The 23,267-nt window shown below is 68.4% G+C and carries 20 protein-coding genes and 1 pseudogene; all 21 read left to right on the top strand.

The genetic code is table 11. From position 1 onward, the window contains the following. Positions 1 to 200: 200 nt before the first annotated feature. The 21 genes and pseudogenes from sucC to KIH31_RS16195 all read left to right on the top strand — a co-directional run bounded on the left by sucC (position 201) and on the right by KIH31_RS16195 (position 23,263). Complete coding sequence (sucC, locus tag KIH31_RS16295) at positions 201 to 1,364, top strand: ADP-forming succinate--CoA ligase subunit beta (RefSeq protein WP_214428191.1); 1,164 nt, start codon at positions 201 to 203, stop codon at positions 1,362 to 1,364. A gap of 18 nt (positions 1,365 to 1,382) precedes the next feature. Continuing rightward, complete coding sequence (gene sucD, locus KIH31_RS16290) at positions 1,383 to 2,303, top strand: succinate--CoA ligase subunit alpha (RefSeq protein ID WP_214428190.1); 921 nt, start codon at positions 1,383 to 1,385, stop codon at positions 2,301 to 2,303. Positions 2,304 to 2,452: 149 nt separating this feature from the next. After that, positions 2,453 to 3,184, top strand: a complete 732-nt coding sequence (locus KIH31_RS16285) for a FadR/GntR family transcriptional regulator (protein ID WP_214428189.1) — start codon at positions 2,453 to 2,455, stop codon at positions 3,182 to 3,184. A 188-nt stretch (positions 3,185 to 3,372) separates the two neighbouring features. Further along, positions 3,373 to 4,722 carry an MFS transporter gene (locus KIH31_RS16280; RefSeq protein ID WP_214428188.1) on the top strand — a complete coding sequence of 450 codons (1,350 nt, stop codon included), beginning with the start codon at positions 3,373 to 3,375 and terminating at the stop codon, positions 4,720 to 4,722. Between the two features lie 50 nt (positions 4,723 to 4,772). Further along, complete coding sequence (locus KIH31_RS16275) at positions 4,773 to 5,549, top strand: SDR family NAD(P)-dependent oxidoreductase (RefSeq protein WP_214428187.1); 777 nt, start codon at positions 4,773 to 4,775, stop codon at positions 5,547 to 5,549. 60 nt (positions 5,550 to 5,609) lie between these two features. Next, entirely contained in the window at positions 5,610 to 7,109 is a 1,500-nt protein-coding gene (locus KIH31_RS16270) for a four-carbon acid sugar kinase family protein (RefSeq protein ID WP_214428186.1), read from the top strand. Then, complete coding sequence (locus tag KIH31_RS16265) at positions 7,106 to 7,984, top strand: NAD(P)-dependent oxidoreductase (protein ID WP_214428185.1); 879 nt, start codon at positions 7,106 to 7,108, stop codon at positions 7,982 to 7,984. Before KIH31_RS16270 ends, KIH31_RS16265 begins: the two co-directional genes overlap by 4 nt. Positions 7,985 to 8,185: 201 nt before the next feature. Next, positions 8,186 to 9,514 (top strand): MFS transporter, encoded by a 1,329-nt coding sequence (locus KIH31_RS16260; RefSeq protein WP_214428184.1) that lies wholly within the window; start codon positions 8,186 to 8,188, stop codon positions 9,512 to 9,514. Then, positions 9,511 to 10,560 carry a 2-hydroxyacid dehydrogenase gene (locus tag KIH31_RS16255; protein ID WP_214428183.1) on the top strand — a complete coding sequence of 350 codons (1,050 nt, stop codon included), beginning with the start codon at positions 9,511 to 9,513 and terminating at the stop codon, positions 10,558 to 10,560. Before KIH31_RS16260 ends, KIH31_RS16255 begins: the two co-directional genes overlap by 4 nt. A gap of 9 nt (positions 10,561 to 10,569) precedes the next feature. After that, positions 10,570 to 11,259, top strand: a complete 690-nt coding sequence (locus KIH31_RS16250) for a GntR family transcriptional regulator (RefSeq protein ID WP_214428182.1) — start codon at positions 10,570 to 10,572, stop codon at positions 11,257 to 11,259. A gap of 174 nt (positions 11,260 to 11,433) precedes the next feature. Continuing rightward, positions 11,434 to 12,435, top strand: a complete 1,002-nt coding sequence (locus KIH31_RS16245) for a sugar phosphate isomerase/epimerase (protein ID WP_214428181.1) — start codon at positions 11,434 to 11,436, stop codon at positions 12,433 to 12,435. A 40-nt stretch (positions 12,436 to 12,475) separates the two neighbouring features. Next, positions 12,476 to 14,212, top strand: coding sequence for a dihydroxyacetone kinase family protein (locus tag KIH31_RS16240; protein ID WP_214428180.1), 1,737 nt, complete (start codon positions 12,476 to 12,478; stop codon positions 14,210 to 14,212). Continuing rightward, entirely contained in the window at positions 14,209 to 14,703 is a 495-nt protein-coding gene (locus tag KIH31_RS16235) for a ribose-5-phosphate isomerase (RefSeq protein WP_214428179.1), read from the top strand. The genes KIH31_RS16240 and KIH31_RS16235 overlap by 4 nt, the downstream gene beginning before the upstream one ends. Beyond that, complete coding sequence (locus tag KIH31_RS16230) at positions 14,700 to 15,653, top strand: 3-hydroxyacyl-CoA dehydrogenase family protein (RefSeq protein ID WP_214428178.1); 954 nt, start codon at positions 14,700 to 14,702, stop codon at positions 15,651 to 15,653. The genes KIH31_RS16235 and KIH31_RS16230 overlap by 4 nt, the downstream gene beginning before the upstream one ends. 31 nt (positions 15,654 to 15,684) lie before the next feature. Next, on the top strand, positions 15,685 to 16,452 hold the full coding sequence (locus KIH31_RS16225) for an SDR family NAD(P)-dependent oxidoreductase (RefSeq protein ID WP_214428177.1): 768 nt from the start codon (positions 15,685 to 15,687) through the stop codon (positions 16,450 to 16,452). A 319-nt stretch (positions 16,453 to 16,771) separates the two neighbouring features. Then, complete coding sequence (locus tag KIH31_RS16220) at positions 16,772 to 18,115, top strand: MFS transporter (RefSeq protein ID WP_307857683.1); 1,344 nt, start codon at positions 16,772 to 16,774, stop codon at positions 18,113 to 18,115. A 142-nt stretch (positions 18,116 to 18,257) separates the two neighbouring features. Continuing rightward, positions 18,258 to 19,043: a triose-phosphate isomerase family protein gene (locus tag KIH31_RS16215; RefSeq protein WP_214428176.1), complete on the top strand. Its 786-nt coding sequence runs from the start codon at positions 18,258 to 18,260 to the stop codon at positions 19,041 to 19,043. Positions 19,044 to 19,262: 219 nt separating this feature from the next. Further along, positions 19,263 to 20,527, top strand: a pseudogene (locus KIH31_RS16210) (IS110 family transposase). A 217-nt stretch (positions 20,528 to 20,744) separates the two neighbouring features. After that, a complete protein-coding gene (locus KIH31_RS16205) occupies positions 20,745 to 21,149 on the top strand; it encodes a tautomerase family protein (protein WP_214428175.1) in 405 nt (134 codons plus the stop codon). A 196-nt stretch (positions 21,150 to 21,345) separates the two neighbouring features. Then, the gene (gene iolC / locus KIH31_RS16200) at positions 21,346 to 22,326 is read left to right on the top strand and encodes a 5-dehydro-2-deoxygluconokinase (protein WP_214428174.1); all 981 of its coding nucleotides are present in this window, start codon (positions 21,346 to 21,348) and stop codon (positions 22,324 to 22,326) included. Then, positions 22,319 to 23,263, top strand: coding sequence for a deoxyribose-phosphate aldolase (locus KIH31_RS16195; protein ID WP_214428173.1), 945 nt, complete (start codon positions 22,319 to 22,321; stop codon positions 23,261 to 23,263). Before iolC ends, KIH31_RS16195 begins: the two co-directional genes overlap by 8 nt. The last annotated feature ends 4 nt before the right edge of the window (positions 23,264 to 23,267 follow it).

The raw sequence follows: 23,267 nt of genomic DNA, 5'->3' as shown, positions 1-23,267 counted from the left end.
CGAAGGCCTGTCTTTCGCGGGTCGGGGGTGCCGTGTGTCCTTCCTCACTAAACCTGTAGTCTGGGAACGGCGCCTGTCGCCGCTGGACTAGAGTTCCCCATGGGGTACTGGGCGGGCCGGCTTCGTGTCGATCAGTCCCCGAGTGCTCCGCAGTCTCCGGACTGGAAGACAAACTACTTCGAAGTAGAAGGACGCGAACCGTGGACCTGTTTGAATATCAGGCGCGCGATCTGTTTGAGGCGCACGGTGTTCCCGTGCTCGCCGGCATCGTGGCGCACACTCCCGAAGAAGCAAAAGCAGCAGCCGAAAAGATTGGCGGCGTCGTCGTCGTCAAGGCCCAGGTCAAGGTTGGCGGCCGCGGAAAGGCCGGCGGCGTCAAGGTCGCGAAGACCCCGGATGAGGCGTTCGAGCACGCCCGGAACATCCTCGGGATGGACATCAAGGGCCACACCGTCCACCGGGTCATGATCGCGCAAGGCGCCGACATCGCCGAGGAGTTCTACTTCTCCGTGCTGCTGGACCGCGCGAACCGCAACTACCTGGCCATGTGCTCGGTTGAGGGCGGCATGGAAATCGAGCAGCTCGCCGTTGAGCGCCCGGAGGCCCTCGCCCGCGTCGCCGTCGACCCCGCCGTCGGAATCGACCAGGCCAAGGCCGAGGAAATTGTCGACACCGCCGGGTTCGCCCCGGAACTGCGTGAGAAGGTCGTCGCTGCCATCCTGAAGCTGTGGGACGTCTTCAAGGGTGAAGACGCCACGCTGGTCGAGGTCAACCCGCTGGTCAAGACCGGTGCCGGTGACATCCTCGCCCTCGACGGCAAGGTCAGCCTGGACGAAAACGCCTCCTTCCGCCACCCCGAGCACGCACAGCTCGAGGACAAGGACGCCGCGGACCCGCTCGAGGCCAAGGCCAAGGAGCTGGACCTGAACTACGTCAAGCTCGACGGCGAAGTCGGCATCATCGGCAACGGCGCCGGACTGGTCATGTCCACCCTCGACGTCGTCGCCTACGCGGGCGAGAAGCACGGCAACGTCAAGCCGGCCAACTTCCTGGACATTGGCGGTGGAGCGTCCGCCGAGGTCATGGCCAACGGCCTGGACATCATCCTCAACGACGCGCAGGTCAAGAGCGTGTTCGTGAACGTCTTCGGCGGCATCACCGCCTGCGACGCCGTCGCCAACGGCATCGTCAAGGCCCTGGAGATCCTGGGCGAGAAGGCCACCAAGCCGCTCGTGGTCCGCCTCGACGGCAACAATGTCGACGAAGGCCGCCGCATCCTGGCCGAGGCCAACCACCCGCTGGTCACCCTGGCGCTCGGCATGGACGAAGGCGCCGACAAGGCCGCCGCGCTGGCGAACGCCTAAGGATCGAGGAAAAAGAACATGTCTATCTTCATCAACAAGGACTCCAAGGTCATCGTCCAGGGCATCACCGGCGGCGAAGGCTCCAAGCACACCGCCCGCATGCTGCACGCCGGCACCAACGTGGTCGGCGGCGTCAACGCCCGCAAGGCCGGCACCACCGTTACCCACGGCAGCAAGACGCTGCCGGTGTTCGGCACCGTCAAGGAAGCCATCTCCGAGACCGGCGCGGACGTCTCCATCGTCTTCGTCCCGCCGGCCTTTACGAAGGACGCCGTGGTGGAAGCGATCGAAGCCGGCATCGGCCTCGTCGTCGTCATCACCGAGGGTGTGCCCGTCCAGGACTCGGCGGAATTCTGGGCCCTCGCCCAGTCCAAGGTCGACGCCGACGGCAAGCAGATCACCCGCATCATCGGCCCGAACTGCCCCGGTATCATCACCCCGGGTGAGTCGCTCGTCGGCATCACCCCGGCGAACATCACCGGCAAGGGCGGCGTGGGCCTCGTCTCCAAGTCCGGCACCCTGACCTACCAGATGATGTACGAACTGCGCGACCTGGGCTTCTCCTCCGCGATCGGCATCGGCGGCGACCCGGTCATCGGCACTACGCACATCGACGCACTCGCGGCGTTCGAAGCTGACCCGGAGACCAAGGCGATCGTCATGATCGGCGAAATCGGCGGCGACGCCGAAGAGCGCGCGGCCGACTACATCAAGGCCCACGTCACCAAGCCGGTCGTCGGCTACGTGGCCGGCTTCACCGCTCCCGAGGGCAAGACCATGGGCCACGCCGGCGCCATCGTGTCCGGCTCCGCAGGCACCGCACAGGCCAAGAAGGAGGCCCTCGAGGCCGCAGGCGTGAAGGTCGGCAAGACGCCGTCCGAGACCGCCCACCTGCTGCGCGAGGTCTACCCGGAGCACGAGGAACCCTCGGGCCTCTGATCCTGCTCCTGCGCCACGTCGGCCCGTCTTCCCTGTGGAAGGCGGGCCGACGTCGTATTACCTCCTGCGCCGGGAACCCGGGCGGCGGTCTAGTAGTGTTCTAGGAAGGACAAGGGCGCTTCGGCTGCGCCCGGACAAGGGGAACATCGATGGCAGAGGCACGTCGGACGCTGGTCGACGTCGTCGTCGACAAGGTCCTCGAACACATCCTCAGCGGGGAGATCAAGGCCGACGACGCGCTGCCGCCGGAGGCCGACATCGCCAAGGATTCGTCCGTCAGCCGGCTCACGGCGCGCGAAGCGATGAAGGTCCTGAAGGCGCAGAACATCGTCTACGTCAAGCGCGGTCTGGGCACCTTCGTGAACCCGCCGGAACGCTGGACCGGGCTGGAAGCCATCATGCGCGCAGCCTCACGCGGTGTCGCCTCGGACCAGGTGGCCCTGCGCCTGCTCGAGGTGCGCCGCATGGTGGAGACCGGTGCGGCGGAACTGGCCGCCAGCCGCCACCAGCCCGCTGATCTGGCCGCGATGGAACAGAGCATCACCGCGATGGAATCAGCGCACCACAGCGCCGACGTCGAGGCCCTCACGGCGGCGGATATCGCCTTCCACGACACGGTGCTGCAGGCCTCCGGCAACCCTTTCGTGCCGGCACTCCTGGGCCAGTTGACGACTCTGCTGTACGCCATGCGCCGCGAGACGTCGGCTTTCCCCGAGGTCCAGCGGCACGCCATCCATCACCACAAGCTGGTGCTGGCAGCCATCGCATCGGGCGAGCCCGGCGCTGCGCGTTCGGCCATGGACGCCCACATCCAGCAGACCTTCGAGGACTACGAGCACTACCTGCTGGCGTCCCAGAGCGACGGAGCGGCAGCAGTCTGATCCCCGGTTGACGCCGGCAGGTCCCTGTGACTAACATCGCTATTCGAGACATCAGACATCTGATGTAGTTCGCACCTAGCCGGGAATTCACGCCTCCCGGCCCCGTCATCACCCGCGTTGGCCAAAGGAGTCTTAATGCGCGCGCACGTCCCCACCCTGGGCACCCTCACCACCCACGGAGGCCAGCGATGACCTCCTCGACTGTCGCCCGGCCGCTGAGCGCGCTGGGGGAGACCACCCTCCGCAAGGTTCGCCGGCGGCTCATGCCGCTGATCGTCCTGCTCTACTTCGTCGCCTACCTGGACCGCAACAATGTCGGCTTCGCCAAGCTCGGCATGCAGGGCGACATCGGCCTCACTGAAGCCGCCTACGGCCTGGGCGCCGGCATCTTCTTCCTCGGCTACGCCGTGCTGGAGATCCCGAGCAACGGCGGCATGTACAAGTTCGGCGCCCGGAAATGGATCGCCCGGATCCTGATCACCTGGGGCATCTTCGCCACCGCGATGTTCCTGGTGAACGGCGAGGCCACCTTCTACATCATCCGGTTCCTGCTCGGCGCCGCCGAGGCCGGCTTCTTCCCCGCCGTGCTCTTCTACCTCACCCTTTGGTTCCCGGCCGCACAGCGCGTGACAGTGCTGGGCATCTTCATTCTGGCGCAGCCGATCTCCAACGCCCTGGGCGCCCCGGTCTCCGGCCTGCTGCTGGGCATGGAAGGCGTTGCCGGTCTGCACGGCTGGCAGTGGCTCTACATCTTCGAAGGCATCCCCGCCATCATCCTGGGCATCATCACACCCTTCGTCATGACCGACCGCCCGTCGCACGCCAAGTGGCTGGCTCCGGAAGAGCGTGAATGGCTCACGACCACGATGGACCAGGAACTGGCCCAGAAGCAGAAGACGGGCAACCACGACTTCCTGGCGGGCCTGAAGGACCCGCGCACCATCGCGTATTCGGCCCTGTACTTCGGGCTGGTCTGCGGCATCTACGGCCTGGGCCTGTGGCTGCCGACGATCGTGAAGGCGCTCGGCAAGTTCAATACCACCGAGGTCGGCTTCATCGTCTTCATCCCCTACGCCATCGCGGCCGTCTTCGTCTACTTCTGGAGCAAGCGCTCGGACCGCACCGGCAACCGTGTCTGGCACGCCAGCATGGCCATGGTGCTGGCCGCCGTCGGCCTGCTCGGCGCCGGCTTCCTGCTGCCGGTCAACGCCGTGCTGGCCATGGTCTTCCTGACCATCTCCGCAATGGGCATTTACGCCGCAATCGCACCCTTCCTGGCCATGCCGTCCGCCGCGCTGACCGGCGCCGCTGCGGCGGCCGGCCTGGCGATGGTGAACTCCCTCGGTAACCTCGGCGGCTTCGTCGCGCCGTACATCGTCGGCATCCTCAAGGACGCCACGGGCAACAGCCAGACCGGCCTCGTGTTCCTGGCGGCCTGCCTTGCGATCACCGCCCTGGCCACCTACCTCTACGCCCGGAAGCGCCCGGAAGGCGTCTCCGCTCCCGGAGCGACACTTCCCGTCGCTGAAACCCACTAGGGCCCGGACGCCAGAACCCCGGAACCCGAATCCCAGAAGGAAGTACTCCCATGACTGAAGTAACCCCGTTCCCCGCCGAACGCACCGCCGTCCTGACCGGGGCAGCCTCCGCCCGCGGCATCGGCCGCGCCACCGCGGACCGCCTCGCCAGCCAGGGATGGGCCATCGCCATCCTGGACATCAACGCCGAGGACGCACGGGCGGCTGCCGCCGAAATCGGCGCCAACCGTGCCGTCAAGGCGATCGGCGTCGGCGCGGACGTGTCCGACGCAGCGTCCGTGGACCGGGCGATCACCGAGATCGAGGAATCCCTGCCTCCGATCGTCGGCCTGGCCAACCTGGCCGGCATCAGCTCCCCGACGCCCTTCATGGAGACCACCGTGGAGGAATGGGACAAGGTGTTCGCCATCAACATGCGCGGCACCTACCTGGTCTCGCAGCGGGTGCTGAAGGGCATGATCGAGCGCCGGCTCGGCCGCATCGTCAGCGTCTCCTCCATCTCGGCGCAGCGCGGCGGCGGCACCTACTCCAAGGTCGCCTACAGTGCCTCCAAGGCCGGCATCCTGGGCTTCACCCGGGCACTGGCCCGCGAAGTCGGCGAATTCGGGGTGACGGTCAACGCCGTCGCGCCGGGACCGATCGACACCGACATCATGGGCGGCACCCTGACCGAGGAACGCAAGGCTGCCATGAGCGAAGGCATCATGATGGGCCGGGTGGGCACCCGCGAAGAGGTGGCGGCGCTGATCGCGTTCCTCCTCGGGGAGGACGCCGGCTACATCACCGCCGCCACGTACGACATCAACGGCGGCCTGCAGGTCTCCTGACCGAAGCACCGCGGCGCCGCCCGGCCCCCGGGCCGGGCGGCACTCGGAAGGAATCACAGCATGACCAACGAAACCCAGCAGAGCGGCGGCCGCCCTGGCGCGGCCGCCGGCCCCGGGCAGGCTCCCGCGCCGCTGCGCCTGCCGGATGCCCGGCAGCGGATCCGCGCCTACCGCGCGGAGACCGGGCGACGCATCGCGGTGCTCGACGACGACCCGACGGGCTCGCAGTCCGTTCACGGCGTCTCCGTCGTCACCGCCCTCGACGCAGGCGAGTACGAGGCGGCCCTGGCAGAGCCCGAATCCACCTGCTTCATCCTCACCAACACCCGCAGCCTGGACGAGGCGGACGCCGTCGCCCTCAACCAGACGGCCGGCCGTGCGCTGTTCGAACTCGAGCAGCGCCTGGGCGCCCCGCTGGATCTGGTCAGCCGCAGCGACTCGACCCTGCGTGGCCACGTGCTCGCCGAGATCCGGGCGTTGGACGCCGTCCGCCGCGAGGTGACCGGCCGCGGGTACGACGGCGTCCTGCTGACGCCCGCCTTCTTCGAGGCCGGGCGCTTCACCGCCGGGGACGTGCACTGGGCGATGGTGGGCGGCGAGGCCGTGCCTGCAGGCGAGACCGAGTTCGCCAAGGACGCGACCTTCGGATACTCCTCCTCCGACCTGAAGGACTTCGTCGCGGAGAAAAGCGGCGGAACCATCCCCGCCGCGGACGTGCTCAGCATCGGGCTGGGGGACATCCGCACCGGGGGAGAGGAGCGGGTCGCCGAGATCCTGCGCTCAGCCCGGGACCTGCAGGTCATCGTCGTGAATGCGACGGAGTTCGCGGACCTGGAGGTGGTGGTGCTGGGCCTGCAGCAGGCGCAGCGCGAAGGCAAGCTGTTCCTGCACCGTACCGGACCGTCGTTCGTCCGTGCGCTGGCGGGGATCGAGCCGCGGCCGGTGCTGGCGGCGTCGGACATCTGGCCGGGCGGCCGGCCTGCCGGCCACGGACTGGCTGTCGTCGGCTCCCACGTGGGGCAGACCGGCCGCCAGGTCGCGGCGGCGCAGGCACGCGGCGGCGTCACCGAGGTGGAGCTCTCGGTCGCGGAGCTGATCAATGGCGCGACGCGGGAGCGGCACATCGCCGAGACCACCGCGAAGGTCATTGACGCCCTCGCCGGCGCCGACGTCCTGCTGTACACCTCCCGCGCACTGGTGAAGGGCGAGGACGCGGCCCGCAGCCTGGAAATCGCGCGGGCGGTCTCTGCCGCGGTGATCGACGTGGTCCGCGGCGCGTTGGCGGGCCGCCCGGCCTGGGTGATCGCCAAGGGCGGGATCACGTCGCACGACGTCGCCGTCCGCGGCCTCGGCATCCGCCGGGCGACAGTCCTGGGCCAGCTTTTCCCGGGCATGGTTTCCGTGCTCCGGCCGGATGAGGCTGCCGAGGGCGTGGTGGGCATCCCCTACGTGGTCTTCGCCGGCAACGTCGGGGATGAGAATGCCCTCGCTGACACCATTGAACTGTTCCGCGGCCGCAAGGACTCCGCGGCCCCAGCTGGAAAGGAAACTGCCTCATGACCAAGGTTGGATGGATCGGACTCGGGGCGATGGGCGGCCCGATGGCCGTCGTACTCGCCGGCGCCGGGCACCAGATCAGCGCGTTCGACGTCGCCGAGGGCAGGGCGGAATCGCTTGCCCGGGACGGGCTCAGGCCCGCGGCGACGGCCAAGGAAGCCGTGGCGGAGGCCGACGTCGTCGCCCTCATGGTCGCGACGCCCGCGCAGGCCGATGCCGTGCTCTTCGGCCCGGACGAACTGGCCGCGTCCCTGCGGCCGGGGACCGTCGTGCTGCTGATGGCGACAGTAGGACCCGCCGCGGTGGTGTCCCTGGCCCAGCGGCTGGAGGCATTCGACGTCGAGGTGGTGGACGCGCCGGTCTCCGGCGGCACAGCCCGGGCCGCCACCGGCGACCTGCTCATGATGGTCAGCGGGTCCGAGCGCGCACTGGGCGTCGCCCGTCCGCTGCTGGACGCGATGGCCGGCTCGGCGCCGGTCGTCGGCCCGAACGTGGGCGACGGGCAGAAGGTGAAGCTGGTCAACCAGCTGCTCTGCGGCGTGCACATCGCGGTGGCGGGGGAGGCCCTGGCTTTCGCCGAGGCGCTGGGCCTGGAGGCCAAGGCCACTTGGGAGGTGCTGCGCTCAGGGGCGGCGGCGTCGTTCATGCTCGACGATCGCGGAGCCCGCATGGTGGACGAAACCAACACCGAGGTCCGCAGCGCCCTGGACATCTTCGTCAAGGACATGGGCCTGGTGGTGGAAGCCGCACGGGAGAACACCTACCCGGCGCCGCTGGCCGCCGCCGCCGAGCAGCTCTACCTGAACGGTCGCCGCGCCGGGTTCGGCCGCCGCGACGATTCCTCCGTGATCGAGGTGCTGCGCGGGCACCTCTCCTGACGGTTGCCGCCGGCTGAAAGGCCAGTTGTGGCGGGCTCGCTTCGCGTTAGCCCGCCACAACTGGCCTTTCGCGCGTCCGGGGAAGCCCGGGACGCAAAAGATTCACCCAAACCCTTCTCAGCAATTCGTAGATCCTATAGGGTCTTCGATTATCGGGTGGTCAACGGTGACCATCCAGTCGAAGACACAGAGGGGTGTGTTGTGGCAACAGAAACGGTACAAGCGGGACCGAGGGAATCCACCGGCCGGCGGATCATCAAGAACCTGCGCTGGTGGATCCTCGGCTGGGCGCTGCTTGCGGGCATCGTCAACTACATGGACCGCAGTGCGATCGCGATCGCGGCTCCGGAGATGATCAAGCAACTGGCGCTGACCAAGACGGACATCGGCCTGCTGGGGACAGTGTTCTCCTGGGTCTACGCGTTCAGCCAGCTGCCCGCCGGGTGGCTGATCGACAAGCTCGGTGCACGCCGGATGTACTTCCTGGCCATCGGGCTTTGGAGCGTCTCCACCGCGCTGATGGCGATCGGCACCACAATGTGGCAGTTCATCACCTTCCGGGCGCTGCTCGGCATCACCGAAGCGCCCAACAGCCCGGCGTCGGCCAAGGTCACGGCCGAGTGGTTCCCGCGGGCCGAGCGCGCGCAGGCCACGGCGGTCTGGGACAGCGGCTCCAAGTGGGGACCGGCCATCGCGCCGCCGATCCTGACCGCCATCCTGCTCGCCTTCGGCTGGCAGGCCATCTTCGTCTTCCTCGGCGTGCTCGGCGTCCTGCTCGCCATCGGCTTCTTTGTCTTCTACCGCTCGCCGGAGGAGCACCGCCGGCTGGGACAGCAGGAGTTCGAAATGATCCAGCGAGACCGGGCCGGGACCTCGGTCTCGGGCGTGAACACGTCCTGGGGCGGTCTCTTCAAGCACCGTCAGGTCTGGGGGCTGATGGCCGGGTTCTTCTGCGTCATCTGGATCTGGAACCTCTTCATCGTCTTCCTGCCGCTGTATCTGCAGCAGGCACGCGGCGTCAGCATTGCCAACACCGGGTTCCTGGCGGCCGTGCCGTATCTCGTCGCCGCGGTGATGGGCATCACCGGCGGCTACATCATCACCCGGTACTCGCGCCGGCCCGGCACCAGCCCGCTGGCCGCGAAGCGCCACGTGATGGTGATCGCCTCGATCGCCTCCGGCGTCCTGGTCTGCCTGGTGCCTTTCATTGCCGACCTGACCCTCTCGATGGTGGTCCTGAGCGTGGCAATGGGCTGCATTGCCACGATGACCTCGGCAGCCTGGGCGATGCCGGGCGACATCGTTGACACCAAGCAGGTCGCCAGCGTCGGCGCCATCATGAACTTCGGCGGCTACTTCGGCGGGGCCTTCTCGCCGCTGATCGCGGGCATGATTGCTGACGCGACGGGCTCCTACACGCCTTCCTTCGTCCTCGGCGGCGTGATCGCGGCTCTGGCCGCCGTCGCCTACGTGGCCCTCGTGCGCCGCCCGATCGGTGCAGGCCGCACGGAGGAGGTCATCGGAGCATGAGCACGCCGGCACCGTTCCGCGTCGCCATCACCGCCGACGCCGTCCGCGCGGACGGCAGCTCGATCCACGGGGACCTCGGCCTGGGACGGCTGAGCGAGGCAGGCATCGACTGGCATGTCCTGCCAAGCTACGAGGACCCGATTCCCGCGGAGCACCTCGAAGGGGTGGATGCCGTGCTCTCGCTCGGCCACATCCACTTCGGCGAGGAGACGCTTGCCGCGGCGCCGGATCTTCGGCTGGTGGCCCGGTTCGGTGCCGGCTACGACACGATCGACCTCGACGCGTGCACCCGCGCCGGCGTCCTCGTCACCAACACGCCGGCGGCGGTGCGCAAACCGCTCGCCGCTGCCGGCCTGACCCTCATGCTGGCGCTCGCCCACCAGCTCTTCGCCAAGGACCGGCTGACCCGGACGTCCCGCTGGGGGGAGCGGGAGCACTTCCGTGGCGCCTCGCTGGACGGCGCCACGCTCGGCATCGTCGGATTCGGCAGCGTGGGGGCCGAGCTGGCCCGGATGGCGGCGCCGCTGGGTTTGCGCGTGCTCGGGAACAACCGCAGCGGCGCGCATCCCCAGGCCCGCGAGCTGGGGGTGGAGCTGACCGGCCTCAACGAGCTGTTGGCAGCATCGGACTACGTGGTGCTGTGCGCGGCGCTGACCCCGGAAACTGAGAAGCTCATTGGCCGCCGGGAACTGGCCCTCATGAAGCCGTCCGCCTTCCTCGTCAACATCGGCCGCGGCCCCCTGGTGGACACCGATGCACTGCGCACCGCCCTGCGGCAGGGGCGGATCGCCGGTGCGGGCCTGGACGTGTTCGACCCGGAGCCGCTCCTGCCCGACGACGAACTGCTCTCCATGGAGAATGTGGTGCTCTCGCCGCACTCGCTCTGCTGGACGGCTGACTTCACGCGGGACGTGTCGGCCAGCGCCATCGAGGCGATCCTCGACGTCGCCGCCGGGCGCCGGCCCCGCAACCTGCTCAACCCGGCGGCGTTCGGCGTCCGCGGGGCGGAGACAGCCGGGGCCGCCGCTGCCGCCGCGCGGCTATAGGATTCCTACATGGCAATCAAGGATCAGGCCTCCCGCGGCATCAGCAGGCAGGTCCTCGCCGACCACGTGTACGAAGAACTCCTCGCGGCCCTGATGGACGGCCGGCTCGAGGCCGGCACGCCCGTCAGCATCGACGGGATGGCCCGCGAGCTGGAAGTGTCCCCGACGCCGGTGCGCGAGGCCCTCGCGCGCCTGGAGTCCACCGGAATGGTCCGCCGGACCGCGCTGCGCGGCTACCGGGTGGCCCCGCTGTTCACCCCGGACGAGCTCGCGGACCTGATGGACGCCCGGCTGGTGATCGAACCGGCCAACGCCTTCATGGCCTGCAGCCACGCCGATCCCAAGCTCACCGCCGAGCTCGCCAAGGCCATCGAGGACCTCAGATCCGCCCCGCGCGGTCCCTCCTTCTCCGAGTTCCGTGCCTACTGGGAGGCCGACGAACGGTTCCACCGGCTGATTGCCGAAAATGCGGACAACCAGTTCCTGCTCTCGGCCTACAACGCCCTGGGCGGACAGGTCCAGCGGTTCCGCTTCTTCGGCGGCCTCGGCGTGACGGACGCGGACTTCGCGATCGCGGAGCACACCGAGATTCTCAAGGCCTTCGAAGCCGGCGACGCGGAACTGGCGAGGGAGAAGATGATCGAGCACATCGAGGGCGTGAAGCAGCGCTCGCAGCACGACAGCGAGGTCCGCAGCTAGGTCCGCTGGCGGGTCGCAGGGGCTGAGCGGCGTTCGCCCCGCGCGAGCGGCCAGCTGCGGTGGCCCCGCCGGGCGCGGGGCCGCCACAAGTGGCCGTTCGGCAGCCACCCTCTTGACAACCAGCCCTTCAAGCGTAGATCCTATAGGAAATGTGATTGAAGATTTGGAGTGACAATGTCGTACACCGCCGATAACTGGCCCATCACCGCCGCGCTGCTGCAGTTCCCCGGCACGCGTCCGGACGGGACCTCGGTCCAGGACGCCGACGCCGGCGAATGGCAGCAGGTCTTCCAGGAAGTGGCTGACGCCGGCTTCGCGAATGCCGACCTGACGGACAGCTGGGTCCGCCCCGGCGATCTGTCCCCCGCCCGCCTCGACGAGCTGAAGGCCGCCGCCGCAGCCGCCGGCATCGGCCTGCCGGCGATTTCAGCGATCCGCCGCAGCGTGATCGAGGAAGGGAACTGGCAGGAGAACCTTGCCTACACGCACCGCACCCTCGAGGCCGCAGCGCAGCTCGGCTGCGAGGTCGTCTCCATCGGTCTGCACCAGGCCCTGACCCCCGAGCAGCAGCAGCAGGTCTGGTTCTGGACCGTCGAGGGCCACAAGGACCCGGTCGGCGACAAGGAAACCTGGAACAACGCCGTCACCCGCATCCGCGAGGTCGGCCGGCACGCAGCCGAGCTCGGCCTGCTCGTGTCCCTCGAGATGTACGAGGACACCTACATCGGGACCGCCGACTCCTCGGTCCGGATGGTCCAGGACATCGACCTGCCCAACGTCGGCCTGAACCCGGACCTGGGCAACCTGATCCGCCTGCACCGGCCGATCGAGGACTGGCGCGAGATGGTCCACAAGACCCTGCCGTACTCCAACTACTGGCACGTGAAGAACTACATCCGCGACGAGGACCGGGCCCGCGGCCAGTACGTCGCCATGCCGGCCCCGATGGAATCCGGCCTGATCAACTACCGCGAGGCGTTCCAGTTCGCCCTCTCCGTCGGGTTCCAGGGCATCCTGTGCACCGAACACTACGGCGGCGACGGACTCAGCGTGACAGCGTCCAACCAGGAATACCTGCGCCGGCACGTGCTGCCCAAGCGCGAGGGCTATGCCCTGGGCACCAGCCAGGTCGCCCAGGGGCGGCAGAAGCCGGCGGTCCCCGCAGCGGCCAACTAATCCTGCCGCACCCCCGATCCCTACGGTTCAACGAGGAATCATGACCAAGATATTTGATGACCCTGCAGCGTTCGCCGACGAAGCACTCGACGGTTTCGTCGCCGCCAACCGCCAGTATGTGGCCCGTGTCGACGGCGGAGTGGTCCGCTCCACCGAGACGCCCGCCGGCCAGGTCGCCCTGGTGATTGGCGGCGGCTCGGGCCACTACCCGGCCTTCGCCGGGCTGGTGGGGTCCGGGCTTGCAGCGGGCAGTGCCTGCGGCAACATGTTCGCCTCGCCGTCCGCGGGCCAGGTCTACCGCGTCGCCAAAGCCTCCTCGGCCGGCGGCGGCGTGCTGCTCAGCTACGGCAACTATGCCGGGGACGTGCTGCACTTCGGCCAGGCGCAGGAGAAGCTCAACGCCGAAGGCATCCCGACCCGGACCGTCCTGGTCACCGACGACATCGCCAGCGCCCCGCTCGAGGAAATCGAGAAGCGCCGCGGCATCGCCGGGGACCTGACGGTGTTCAAGGTCGCCGGAGCGGCAGCCGACGCCGGGCTGGACCTGGACGAGGTGGAGCGCTTGGCGATCAAGGCCAACCACCACACCCGCTCGCTGGGCGTCGCCTTCGCCGGCTGCACCCTCCCGGGCGCCGGGGAACCGCTCTTCACCGTCCCCGAAGGCATGATGTCGGTCGGGCTCGGAATCCACGGCGAACCGGGAATCTCCGAGCAGCCGCTCCCCACCGCCAGCGAACTCGCGCAACTGCTCGTCGGCGGCCTGCTCAAGGACAAGCCCGACGCCGCCGGCACCCGCGTCGTGCCGATCCTCAACGGCCTCGGCACCGTCAAGTACGACGAACTGTTCCTGCTCTTCGGCAAGATCGAGAAGCTCCTCGCCGATGCCGGCCTTGAGATCATCGAGCCCGAGTGCGGCGAGCTGGTCACGAGCCTGGACATGTCCGGACTGTCCCTGACGTTGTTCTGGCTGGACGAGGAACTCGAGCGCTTCTGGGCAGCCCCGGCCGACACGCCGGCCTTCCGCAAGGGCAACCTCGCCACCCGCCCGGCCCGCAACCTCTCGGAGCTGACCGAGCAGGAGAGCGCGCCGGTCCTGGCGGCCAGCGCCGCTTCCACCGGCCTCGCGGGCACGGCGGTCGGGGCGCTGAAGGTGGCGCAGGCCGTCGTCGTCGAACACGAAGAAGCGCTCGGCAAGCTCGACGCCATCGCGGGCGACGGCGACCACGGCATCGGCATGCGCCGCGGAGTGGACGCCGCCGTCGCCGCTGCCGAGAAGAGCCACGCAGCCGGAGCAGGACTCGAGGAAGTGCTCGCCGCGGCAGGCGAACAGTGGGCCGAGCGGGCCGGCGGAACCTCCGGGGCCCTCTGGGGCGCCGCCGTCACCGCCGTCGGGCGCACCCTCGGCAACAAGGAGAGCTACACCGGGGCGGACGCCGCCGCAGCGGTGGAAGCGCTCCGCGACGCCATCATCGGACTGGGCAAGGCCGAAGCCGGAGACAAGACGATGGTCGACGCCCTGCTGCCCTTCACCGCGGAATTCACCGGCGCCCTCGACAGCGGGGCGAGCGTGGCCGAGAGCCTGCGCGCTGCGGCGGCGGCGGCTGCGACGGCCGCTGAGGCGACGGCGGAGCTGAGCCCGAAGAAGGGCCGGGCCCGGCCGCTGGCCGAGAAGAGCCTTGGCCACCCGGATCCCGGCGCTGTGTCCTTCGGCCTGATCGCCGACGGCGTGGCGGCCTACGTTGAGACTTTTGCCAACACATCAGGAGAACGATCATGAGCAACACCCCCCAGCAGGGCTGGCGCATCGTCGTCGGCAACGACGAAGCCGGCGTGGAGTACAAGAACGCGCTGCGCGAGCTGCTCGAGGCGGACCCGCGCGTCGCCTCGGTCGAGGACGTCGGCGTCGGCCCGGATGACACCACTGCCTACCCGCACCTGGCCGTCGCCGCTGCCCGCAAGGTCGCAGCCGGCGAGGCGGACCGCGCCCTGCTGATCTGCGGCACCGGCCTGGGCGTAGCCATCTCGGCCAACAAGGTGCCCGGCATCCGCGCCGTGACGGCGCATGACAGCTACTCGGTGGAGCGCTCCGTGCTCTCCAACAACGCGCAGGTGCTCACGATGGGCCAGCGCGTCATCGGCCTGGAACTGGCCAAGAAGCTCGTCAAGGAGTGGCTCGACTACCGCTTCGACGAGACCAGCGCCTCCGCCGCCAAGGTGGACGCCATCTGCTCCTACGAGGGAGCCCTGGAAGGAACTGAAAGCAAATGACCCACCGCAACATCGCCGTCGTCGGCTCCGGCTACATGGGCGGCGGCATCGCCCAGGTCCTCGCCCTCGCGGGCGCCCGTGTGGCCCTGGCCGATGTCTCCGCAGAGATCGCCCAGAGCAACTACGACCGGCTGCTGAAGGAATCCGACGACTTCGTCGCCGCCGGCCTGTTCCCGGCCGACGCCACCGACCGGCTGAAGGAAAACCTGTGGCCGGCCAAGGACATTGAGGAAGCCGTCGTCGACGCGGAATACATCGAAGAGGCCGTTCCCGAGGTCCTGGAGATCAAGCACGCCACGCTGTCCCGGATCAGCGCCGCCGCCCGCCCGGACGCCATCATCGGTTCGAACACCTCCACGATCTCCATCGCGAAGCTGGCCGAAGCCGTCAGCAACCCGGAGCGGTTCCTCGGCGTGCACTTCTCCAACCCTGCGCCCTTCATTCCGGGCGTGGAAGTCATCCCCCACGAGGGCACGTCGGAACAGACCATCGAGGCGGCGCGCGCCGTCGTCGGCGAGACCGGCAAGGAAACCGCCACCGTCAAGGACGTGACCGGATTCGTGCTGAACCGCCTGCAGTACGCGCTCTTCCACGAAGCCGCCCAGGTGGTCGAGGAAGGGATCGCCACCGCCGAGGACGTGGACACCCTGGTGCGCACCACGTTCGGCTTCCGGCTGCCGTTCTTCGGCCCGTTCGCGATCGCCGACATGGCCGGGCTGGATGTGTACGCGTTCTGCTACAAGTCCCTGCAGACCGGCTTCCCGGAGCGCTTCGCCACCCCGGCGATCCTGCAGGAGAAGGTCGACGCCGGCCAGCTCGGCACCAAGACCGGCTCCGGCTTCCTCAACGTCCCGGCGGACCGCACCCCCGAGCTCGTCGCGTACCGGAACAAGGCGTACGTGGCCATGCAGAAGCTGCTCGAGGACCTCGGGCCCGCCCCGATCCAGTAGCACCGGACAGCAACCTCCCGAAGGAATCACCATGACTGCATTTCCCTCCGAGCGCACCGCCATCGTCACCGGCGCCGTCTCCGAGCGCGGCATCGGCCGCGCCACCGCCGACTTCCTTGCCGAGCGCGGCTGGAACATCGGCGTCATCGACCTCGACGACGCGGCCAGCAAGGCTGTCGCCAAGGAAATCGCCGGCAGGCACGGGGTCAAGGCCCACGGCGTGGGCGCCAACGTCGCCAGCGAAGAGTCCGTGCGCGCCGCGATCGACGAACTCGAAGCCGAACTGCCCCAGATCGTCGCGCTGGCGAACGTGGCAGGCGTCAGCTCCCCGGTGCCCTACCTGGAGCTCGAGCCGGCCGAGTGGGACCGCGTGCTGAACATCAACCTGAACGGGGTGCACTACGCCACCCGCCGCGTCGCCGAGACGATGGTCAAGCACCGCATCGGGCGGATCGTGAACATCTCCTCGGTCTCCGCGCAGCGTGGCGGCGGCACGTTCAGCAAGACACCGTACTCGGTGGCGAAGGCCGGCGTGATCGGCCTGACCCGTGCCACGGCCCGTGAGCTGGGCGAGTACGACATCACTGTCAACGCGATCTCGCCCGGGCCCATCGACACGGACATCATGGGCGGCACGCTCAGCGAGGAGCGCAAGGACGAGCTGGTCAAGGACCTGGTCGTGAACCGAGTGGGCAGCACCCGCGACATCGCCGCCGCGATCCACTTCCTGATCAGCGAGGACGCCGGCTACATCTCCGGCCAGACGCTCAACGTCGACGGCGGCCTGTACATGCACTGACGGCGGCCGCGACGGCGCCATCCCTGCTCCGCGGGCCCCACGGTCCGCGGAGCACCGCACCCATCGAAGGAGCCCGCTGTGGCCGGATTGACCCCCAGGTCCGGGAAATGGACCAGGGAAAGGATCATCTACCTCACCGTAGGCGTAATCATCTGTCTCGTCGGCGCAGGCCTGATGCTGTTCGGCTGAGCCGGCGGGACATCCGAAGGTTCCCGGCACCGTTGGCGGGCACCGGCTTTGCCCGTGCGCCGTCGGCGGCGTGCGGACCACTCTGATGCCATTGGGCATCCCTTCATGAAACTCCCAAGGAGGCGAGTTCGTGTCTGTTGTAACCCCTCAGGAACTGCTGGCAACACCGGTTCTGAAGTCAGCCATCTCCAAGGCCTCGCGCAGGCTCTTGCCGATGCTGGTCATCCTCTACGTCGTGGCATTCCTCGACCGCACGAACGTGGGCTTTGCCGAAAGCGCGCTGCACACGGACCGCGGTATCTCCGCAGGTGCGTTCGCCCTCGGCGCGGGCATCTTCTTCATCGGGTACGCCCTGTTCGAGATCCCCAGCAACCTGGCGCTCAAGAAGGTCGGAGCCAAGGTGTGGCTCGCGCGCATCGCCATCACCTGGGGCATTGTCGAGGCCTGCTTCGCCTTCATCGGCGGCGACACGTCCTTCGTGTTCATGCGCTTCCTGCTCGGGGTGACCGAAGCGGGGCTCTTTCCCGGCGTGATCATGTTCCTCGCCGAATGGTTCCCCAACAAGGTCCGCGTGCAGATGTTCGCGATCTTCTACCTCGCCCAGCCGTTCTCCCAGCTGATCGGGGCCCCGATCTCGGGCTGGCTCATCAACGTCGGTGACGCCGGCTCCGCCTTCCGCGGATGGCAGGTCATGTTCTTCGTTGAGGGCATGATGGCGGTCGTCGCCGGCATCGTCGCACTGTTCGTCCTGATCAACAGCCCGCAACAGGCCAAGTTCCTCTCCGTCGAGGAGAAGGCTGCCCTGACCCAGGTCATGGAAATCGAAGACGTCGCGCGCGTTGAGTCCGGCCCCACCGGCGTGTTCTCCGCGATGCGCAACGGCAAGGTCTGGTACTTCACGGTGATCTACTTCTGCCTGCAGATCGCGGTCTACGGTGTCACGTTCTACCTGCCGCAGCAGGTGGCACAGCTGACCGGCCAGAAGGTCGGGCTCGTCGTGGGCCTGTTGGCGGCCATCCCGTGGCTCGTGGGCCTGTTCGTCTGCTACTACGTCGGCAAGGCGGCCTCCACCGTCGTCCGCCGCCGGATCTGGGGCACCTGGCTGTTCGTCTCCACGGGCCTGTGCATCTTCGGCTCCGCGTGGGCCGGCACGAACCACCTGCCGGCGCTGGGAATCATCTTCATCACCCTCGCGGTATCCAGCTTCCTGGCGATTGGCCCGATCTCCTGGTCCTACCCGACGGCGTTCCTCACCGGCAGCGCCGCCGCAGCCGGCATCGGCCTGATCAACTCGCTGGGCAACCTGGGTGGTTTCGTGGCACCGCTGCTGCGGACCTGGGTGAATGACCTCAGCGGGTCGGCGACCAGCACCGCGGGCATCTATGCGCTCGGCGTGCTGCCGTTCCTTGCCGCGGTCATGATGGCCGGGACCAAGGCGTTCACGAACAAGGCGGACGCCCTGCTGGACGACTAGTCTGGATCCGACCCGCTGCTGCCGGTCCCGCGCTCCGCGGGGGACCGGCGCAGCCCAGGCACGGGTGCCGCTGCAGTGAAGACTGCGGCGGCACCCCCGCTTGTGCAATTGACCCGCAAACCGAGAATCAGCAGGACCACGAATGAACGCGCCCACCCCCGCCCCGACGGCACCCGGCACCGTCTTCATCGGTGTCAGCACCAAGATGTACCTGGGCTACCAGGCGAGCCTGCGCTGGCTCTCGCAGGTGCGCGCCGTCGTCGACGCCCGCCCCGCACTGGGGGAGGAGAGCCCCGTGCAGGTCTTCGTGATCCCGTCCTTCCCGGTGCTCGAGGCGGCCGGGAGGATCCTGGAAGGTTCACCGGTGACCCTCGGCGCCCAGAACTGTTCGTGGGCGGACGGCCCGTTCACCGGGGAAGTGAGCCCGGGGATGCTCGCCGAACTGGGGGTGTCGCTGGTCGAGATCGGGCATGCGGAGCGCCGCCGGTTCTTCGGGGAGGACGACCTTGTCGTCGCGCGCAAGGTCCGGGCCGCCGTCAACGCCGGTCTCACCCCGCTGCTGTGCATCGGGGAGACGAGCACGCTGGGCCATGAAGCCGCGGCGGCCTTCTGCCTGGAGCAGGTGCGCACGGCCACGGGCGGTGACGATTCCCTGCTGCCGCGGCTCGTGCTCGCCTACGAGCCGGTCTGGGCGATCGGCGCGGCGGAACCGGCCGCCCCGGACTATGTCAACGCCGTGACCGCGCTGCTGCGGGAGGAACTCGGGTCCGCCTGCCCGATCATCTATGGCGGCAGCGCGGGGCCCGGACTGCTCCCGCGGCTGCCGGAAGCGGACGGACTGTTCCTGGGCCGGTTCGCGCACGACGCCGGGAACCTGGGTGTCGTGCTGGACGAGGCCGTCGCCCGGGCCAAGGTCCTGCGGCCGTAGCCCGGGGGCGCTTCGCGTCGCCACACCCCCCGCCGCCCCCGTTACCTTTTTCGTAGCCCGTTTCTGTTGCAGGATGTGGGTGTGCTGGCCTGCCGGCCCCGGCATGATTGCCGCCCCCAGTCGTCAATGATCCGGGGGGTGTTGTCACCGGGGTCCGGTAGGTGCCGGAGAGACCGCTAATAGAGGCAGGACAGTTTGGGATCGTCGTGCGTAACGTGGATGCCGGGCTCTGACACCGCGGACAGTCCAGCACTGGTATCAACTGCTGCGACTGGGAGGTACAGGTGATCGGAAACCACGAAAGCACTGATGTCTTCGTCGGCTTGGATGTCGGCAAGGGCGAACACCACGCCGTTGCAGTGGACCGGGCCGGGAAGAAGCTCTTCGACAAGGCCTTGCCTAACGACGAGGCCAGGCTGCGCGAGATCCTCGACTCTTTGAACAAGCATGGCACCATCCTGCTCGTCGTTGACCAGCCGGCCACGATCGGTGCACTCCCCGTCGCCGTTGCCCAAGCCGCCGGCGTCACGGTCGGATACCTGCCCGGACTGGCGATGCGCCGGATCGCCGACCTGCACCCGGGCGAGGCGAAAACCGATGCCCGGGACGCGTTCATCATCGCCGAAGCGGCCCGGACCATGCCCCACACGCTGCGCTCCATCCAGATCGCCGACGAACAACTCGCCGAGCTGACCATGCTCTGCGGCTTCGACGACGACTTGGCCAAACAGGCCACCGCAACCTCGAACCGGATCCGCGGCCTGCTCACCCAGATCCACCCGGCACTGGAGCGTGTCCTTGGCCCGCGACTGGACCACCCGGCAGTGTTGGATCTGCTGCGGACCTGGCCGACCCCCGAAGCCTTGCGCCACGCGGGCCGGCGCCGCATCGAAACCCGGCTGACAAAACTTGCACCCCGGATGGGTAAGCGCCTTGCCGGGGAGATCATCGAAGCCCTGGACCAGCAAACAGTCACCGTCGTAGGGACCAACGCGGCCACGATCGTGCTGCCCCAACTGGCCCGGATGCTCGCCGACATCCGCGAGTCCCGGGACACCGTCTTCACCCAGGTCGAAGCCCTCGTGGAGGCCCACCCTCTTCACCCGGTCCTGACGTCTCTGCCGGCGGTCGGCGTCAGGACCGCAGCACGGATCCTCACCGAGATCGTCGGCAAAGACTTCGCCTCTGCAGGGCACCTGGCCTCCTACGCAGGCCTGGCACCGGTGACCTGGCGATCAGGGTCCTCCATCCGCGGTGACCACCCATCCCGGAAAGGAAACAAGATTCTCAAGCGAGCCCTGTTCCTCTCCGCGTTCGCCGCCTTGAAGGATCCTCTGTCGAGGGCCTACTACGACAGGAAACGAACCGAGGGCAAACGCCACAACCAGGCTCTCATCGCACTCGCCCGTCGCCGATGCGACACCCTCTACGCCATGCTCAGAGACGGCACCTTATACGAACCACGACAACCTTCAGCCGCTTGACGAAAACCATAGAGGCACCCCCCCCGCCGAGAGGCCAGTAGCGGCGGGCTTTCCTCACGGAAGCCCGCCGCTGCTGGCCTCTCGTGCGTCCGCATGCTCCGCCGCCCGCACCGGAGCGGCCGCAGCTGCCGCCCGCGGCACCGGGACGCCAGAAGGGGCTTGTCCACGCATGTCCGATTTGATAGTATGTCAGGACAAACCACCGAAGGATGAACTCATGCCCCTGGTTCGAATTGATGTCAACGCCGGACGCACCCCTGCACAGCTGGAGTGCATCAGCGAGGGCATCCACAGCGCCATTCTGGAGGTCTACGGCATTCCGCAGCGCGACCTGTTCCATATCATCACCGAGCATGCGCCCGGGCAGCTGCTGGCCCAGGATGCCGGGCTCGGATTCGAGCGGTCCTCCGGCGTGGTCATGATCCAGATCTTCACGCAGGCCGGCCGGTCGCAGGAGGCCAAAACCGAACTGTTCGAGCGGATCGCCGGCCGGCTTGCCGAGGCGGGCGTCGAGGGCTCGGATGTGTTTATCGGCTACGTCGAAAACGGGGCAGGGGACTGGTCCTTTGGCTTTGGCCGGGCCCAGTATGTCACAGGCGAGCTGGCTGTTCCCGCGGCGTGATCCCGCCCGCCGGCGGCAACGCCGGCACCGACCGTCCGGTCAATGTCAGCATGTGCTTACAAAACTTTGACAGGACATGGTTCTTGAGGCAAAGTAATGCATGTGGGCGGGCTCACACCGGCACATGACGACCAGATTTCCCGCTCCGGACGGCCCAGCGCCGGCACGGGCGGGCAATGAAAAAGGAAGGTCAAGGATGACCGCTTCACACGATCTGCTGACCATCGGGCGCATCAGTGTCGACATCTACCCGAACGACATCGGGGTCGACCTGGAGGACGTCACCACCTTCGGCAAGTACCTCGGAGGCTCACCGTCCAACGTTGCCGTGGCTGCTGCACGGCACGGCCGGCGCACGGCCGTGATCACCCGCACCGGAGATGACCCGTTCGGCAACTACCTGCACCGCGAGCTGCGCAAGTTCGGCGTGGATGACCAGTTCGTCTCACCCGTCAAGGAATGGCCGACGCCGGTGACCTTCTGTGCGATCAAGCCGCCGCATGACTTCCCTCTCTACTTCTACCGCACGCCCACGGCGCCGGACCTGCAGATCCAGCCGGAGGAGCTGGACCGGGCCGCGATCAAGGACGCGACCATCTTCTGGTTCACCGTGACCGGCCTCTGCCAGGAACCCAGCCGCTCGGCGCACCACGCGGCACTCGAGGCCCGTCCCCGCACCGAGCTCGGCGCGGGCCAGCACACCATCGTGGATCTGGACTACCGCCCGATGTTCTGGGAGACCGAGGAAGGCGCGCGGGCCGAGGTGCAGAGCATCCTCCCGCACGTGACGGTCGCGATCGGCAACGACAAGGAGTGCGCCGTCGCCGTGGGCGAGGGCACGCCGGACGAGCAGGCGGACCGGCTGCTCGCCGCGGGAGTGAAGATCGCCGTCGTCAAGCTTGGCCACGAGGGGGTCATGGCCAAGACCGCCACCGAACGTGTGGTGTCCGCGCCGGTGACGGTGGAGACCGTCAACGGCCTGGGTGCCGGCGACTCGTTCGGCGGAGCCTTCGTGCACGGCCTGCTCTCGGGCTGGCCGCTGCAGCAGGTGCTGGACTACGCCAACGCCGCGGGGGCCATCGTCGCCTCCCGCCTCTCCTGCGCCGATGCGATGCCGACGCCCGACGAGGTCAAGAGCCTGCTCGCCGAACGCGGAAGGACCGTTCCCCATGACTGAACTGCAGACCGAGGCCCCCCTGGACGTCGATCCGGCGGACCCGCGCCGCTACGAGCCTCTGAGTACCATGCGACTGGAGGACCCGGCCGCCGTGGCCCGCGCGGCGCAGAACCGCCGCCGCCATCCCGGCGTGAAGGCCGCCCGGCAGAACTTCATTGTCGCCGCCGACCACCCGGCCCGCGGCGCGCTCGCTGCCGGCGGGGACCCGACGGCGATGGCGGACCGGCGGGACCTGCTCGACCGGCTGCGGACCGCCCTTGCGAACCCCGCCGTCGACGGCATCCTCGCCTCCCCGGACGTGCTCGATGACCTGCTGCTGCTCGGCGCACTCGACGGCAAGCTGATCTTCGGTTCGATGAACCGCGGAGGCCTGGCCGGCTCCGTACACGAGTTCGATGACCGCTTCACCGGCCACACCGCCGCGGCGCTGCAGGCGCTCGGCGCCGACGGCGGGAAGATGCTCACCCGCATCTGCCTCGGCGACCCGGCGACGGCGGCCACACTGGAAGCGACTGCGCACGCCATCGACAGCCTCGCCAAGCGCGGCCTGGTGGCCATGGTCGAGCCGTTCCTCTCCGTCTGGGAGAACGGCAAGGTCCGCAACGACTTGAGCACGGACGCGGTGATCAAGTCCGTGGCCATCGCCTCCGGCCTGGGCTCCACCAGCGCCTACACCTGGATGAAGCTGCCGGTGGTCAAGGACATGGAACGCGTGCTGGCGGCAACCACCATGCCCACCGTGTTGCTGGGCGGAGACCCGGACAGCTCGCAGGATGAGATGTTCGCCAGCTGGCAGTCGGCCCTGGCCCTGCCCGGCGTCCGCGGCCTCACCGTCGGACGCACCCTGTTGTACCCCAAGGACGGCGACGTGGCTGCGGCCGTAGCCACCGCCGCCACCCTGTTGAAGAGCAACGTCGCTCAGGAAGCATCGGAGTAAGCCC

It is taken from the genome of Paenarthrobacter sp. DKR-5, from assembly GCF_018531425.1.
Classification (GTDB): domain Bacteria; phylum Actinomycetota; class Actinomycetes; order Actinomycetales; family Micrococcaceae; genus DKR-5.
This window is presented reverse-complemented; position numbering and strand designations above follow the sequence as displayed.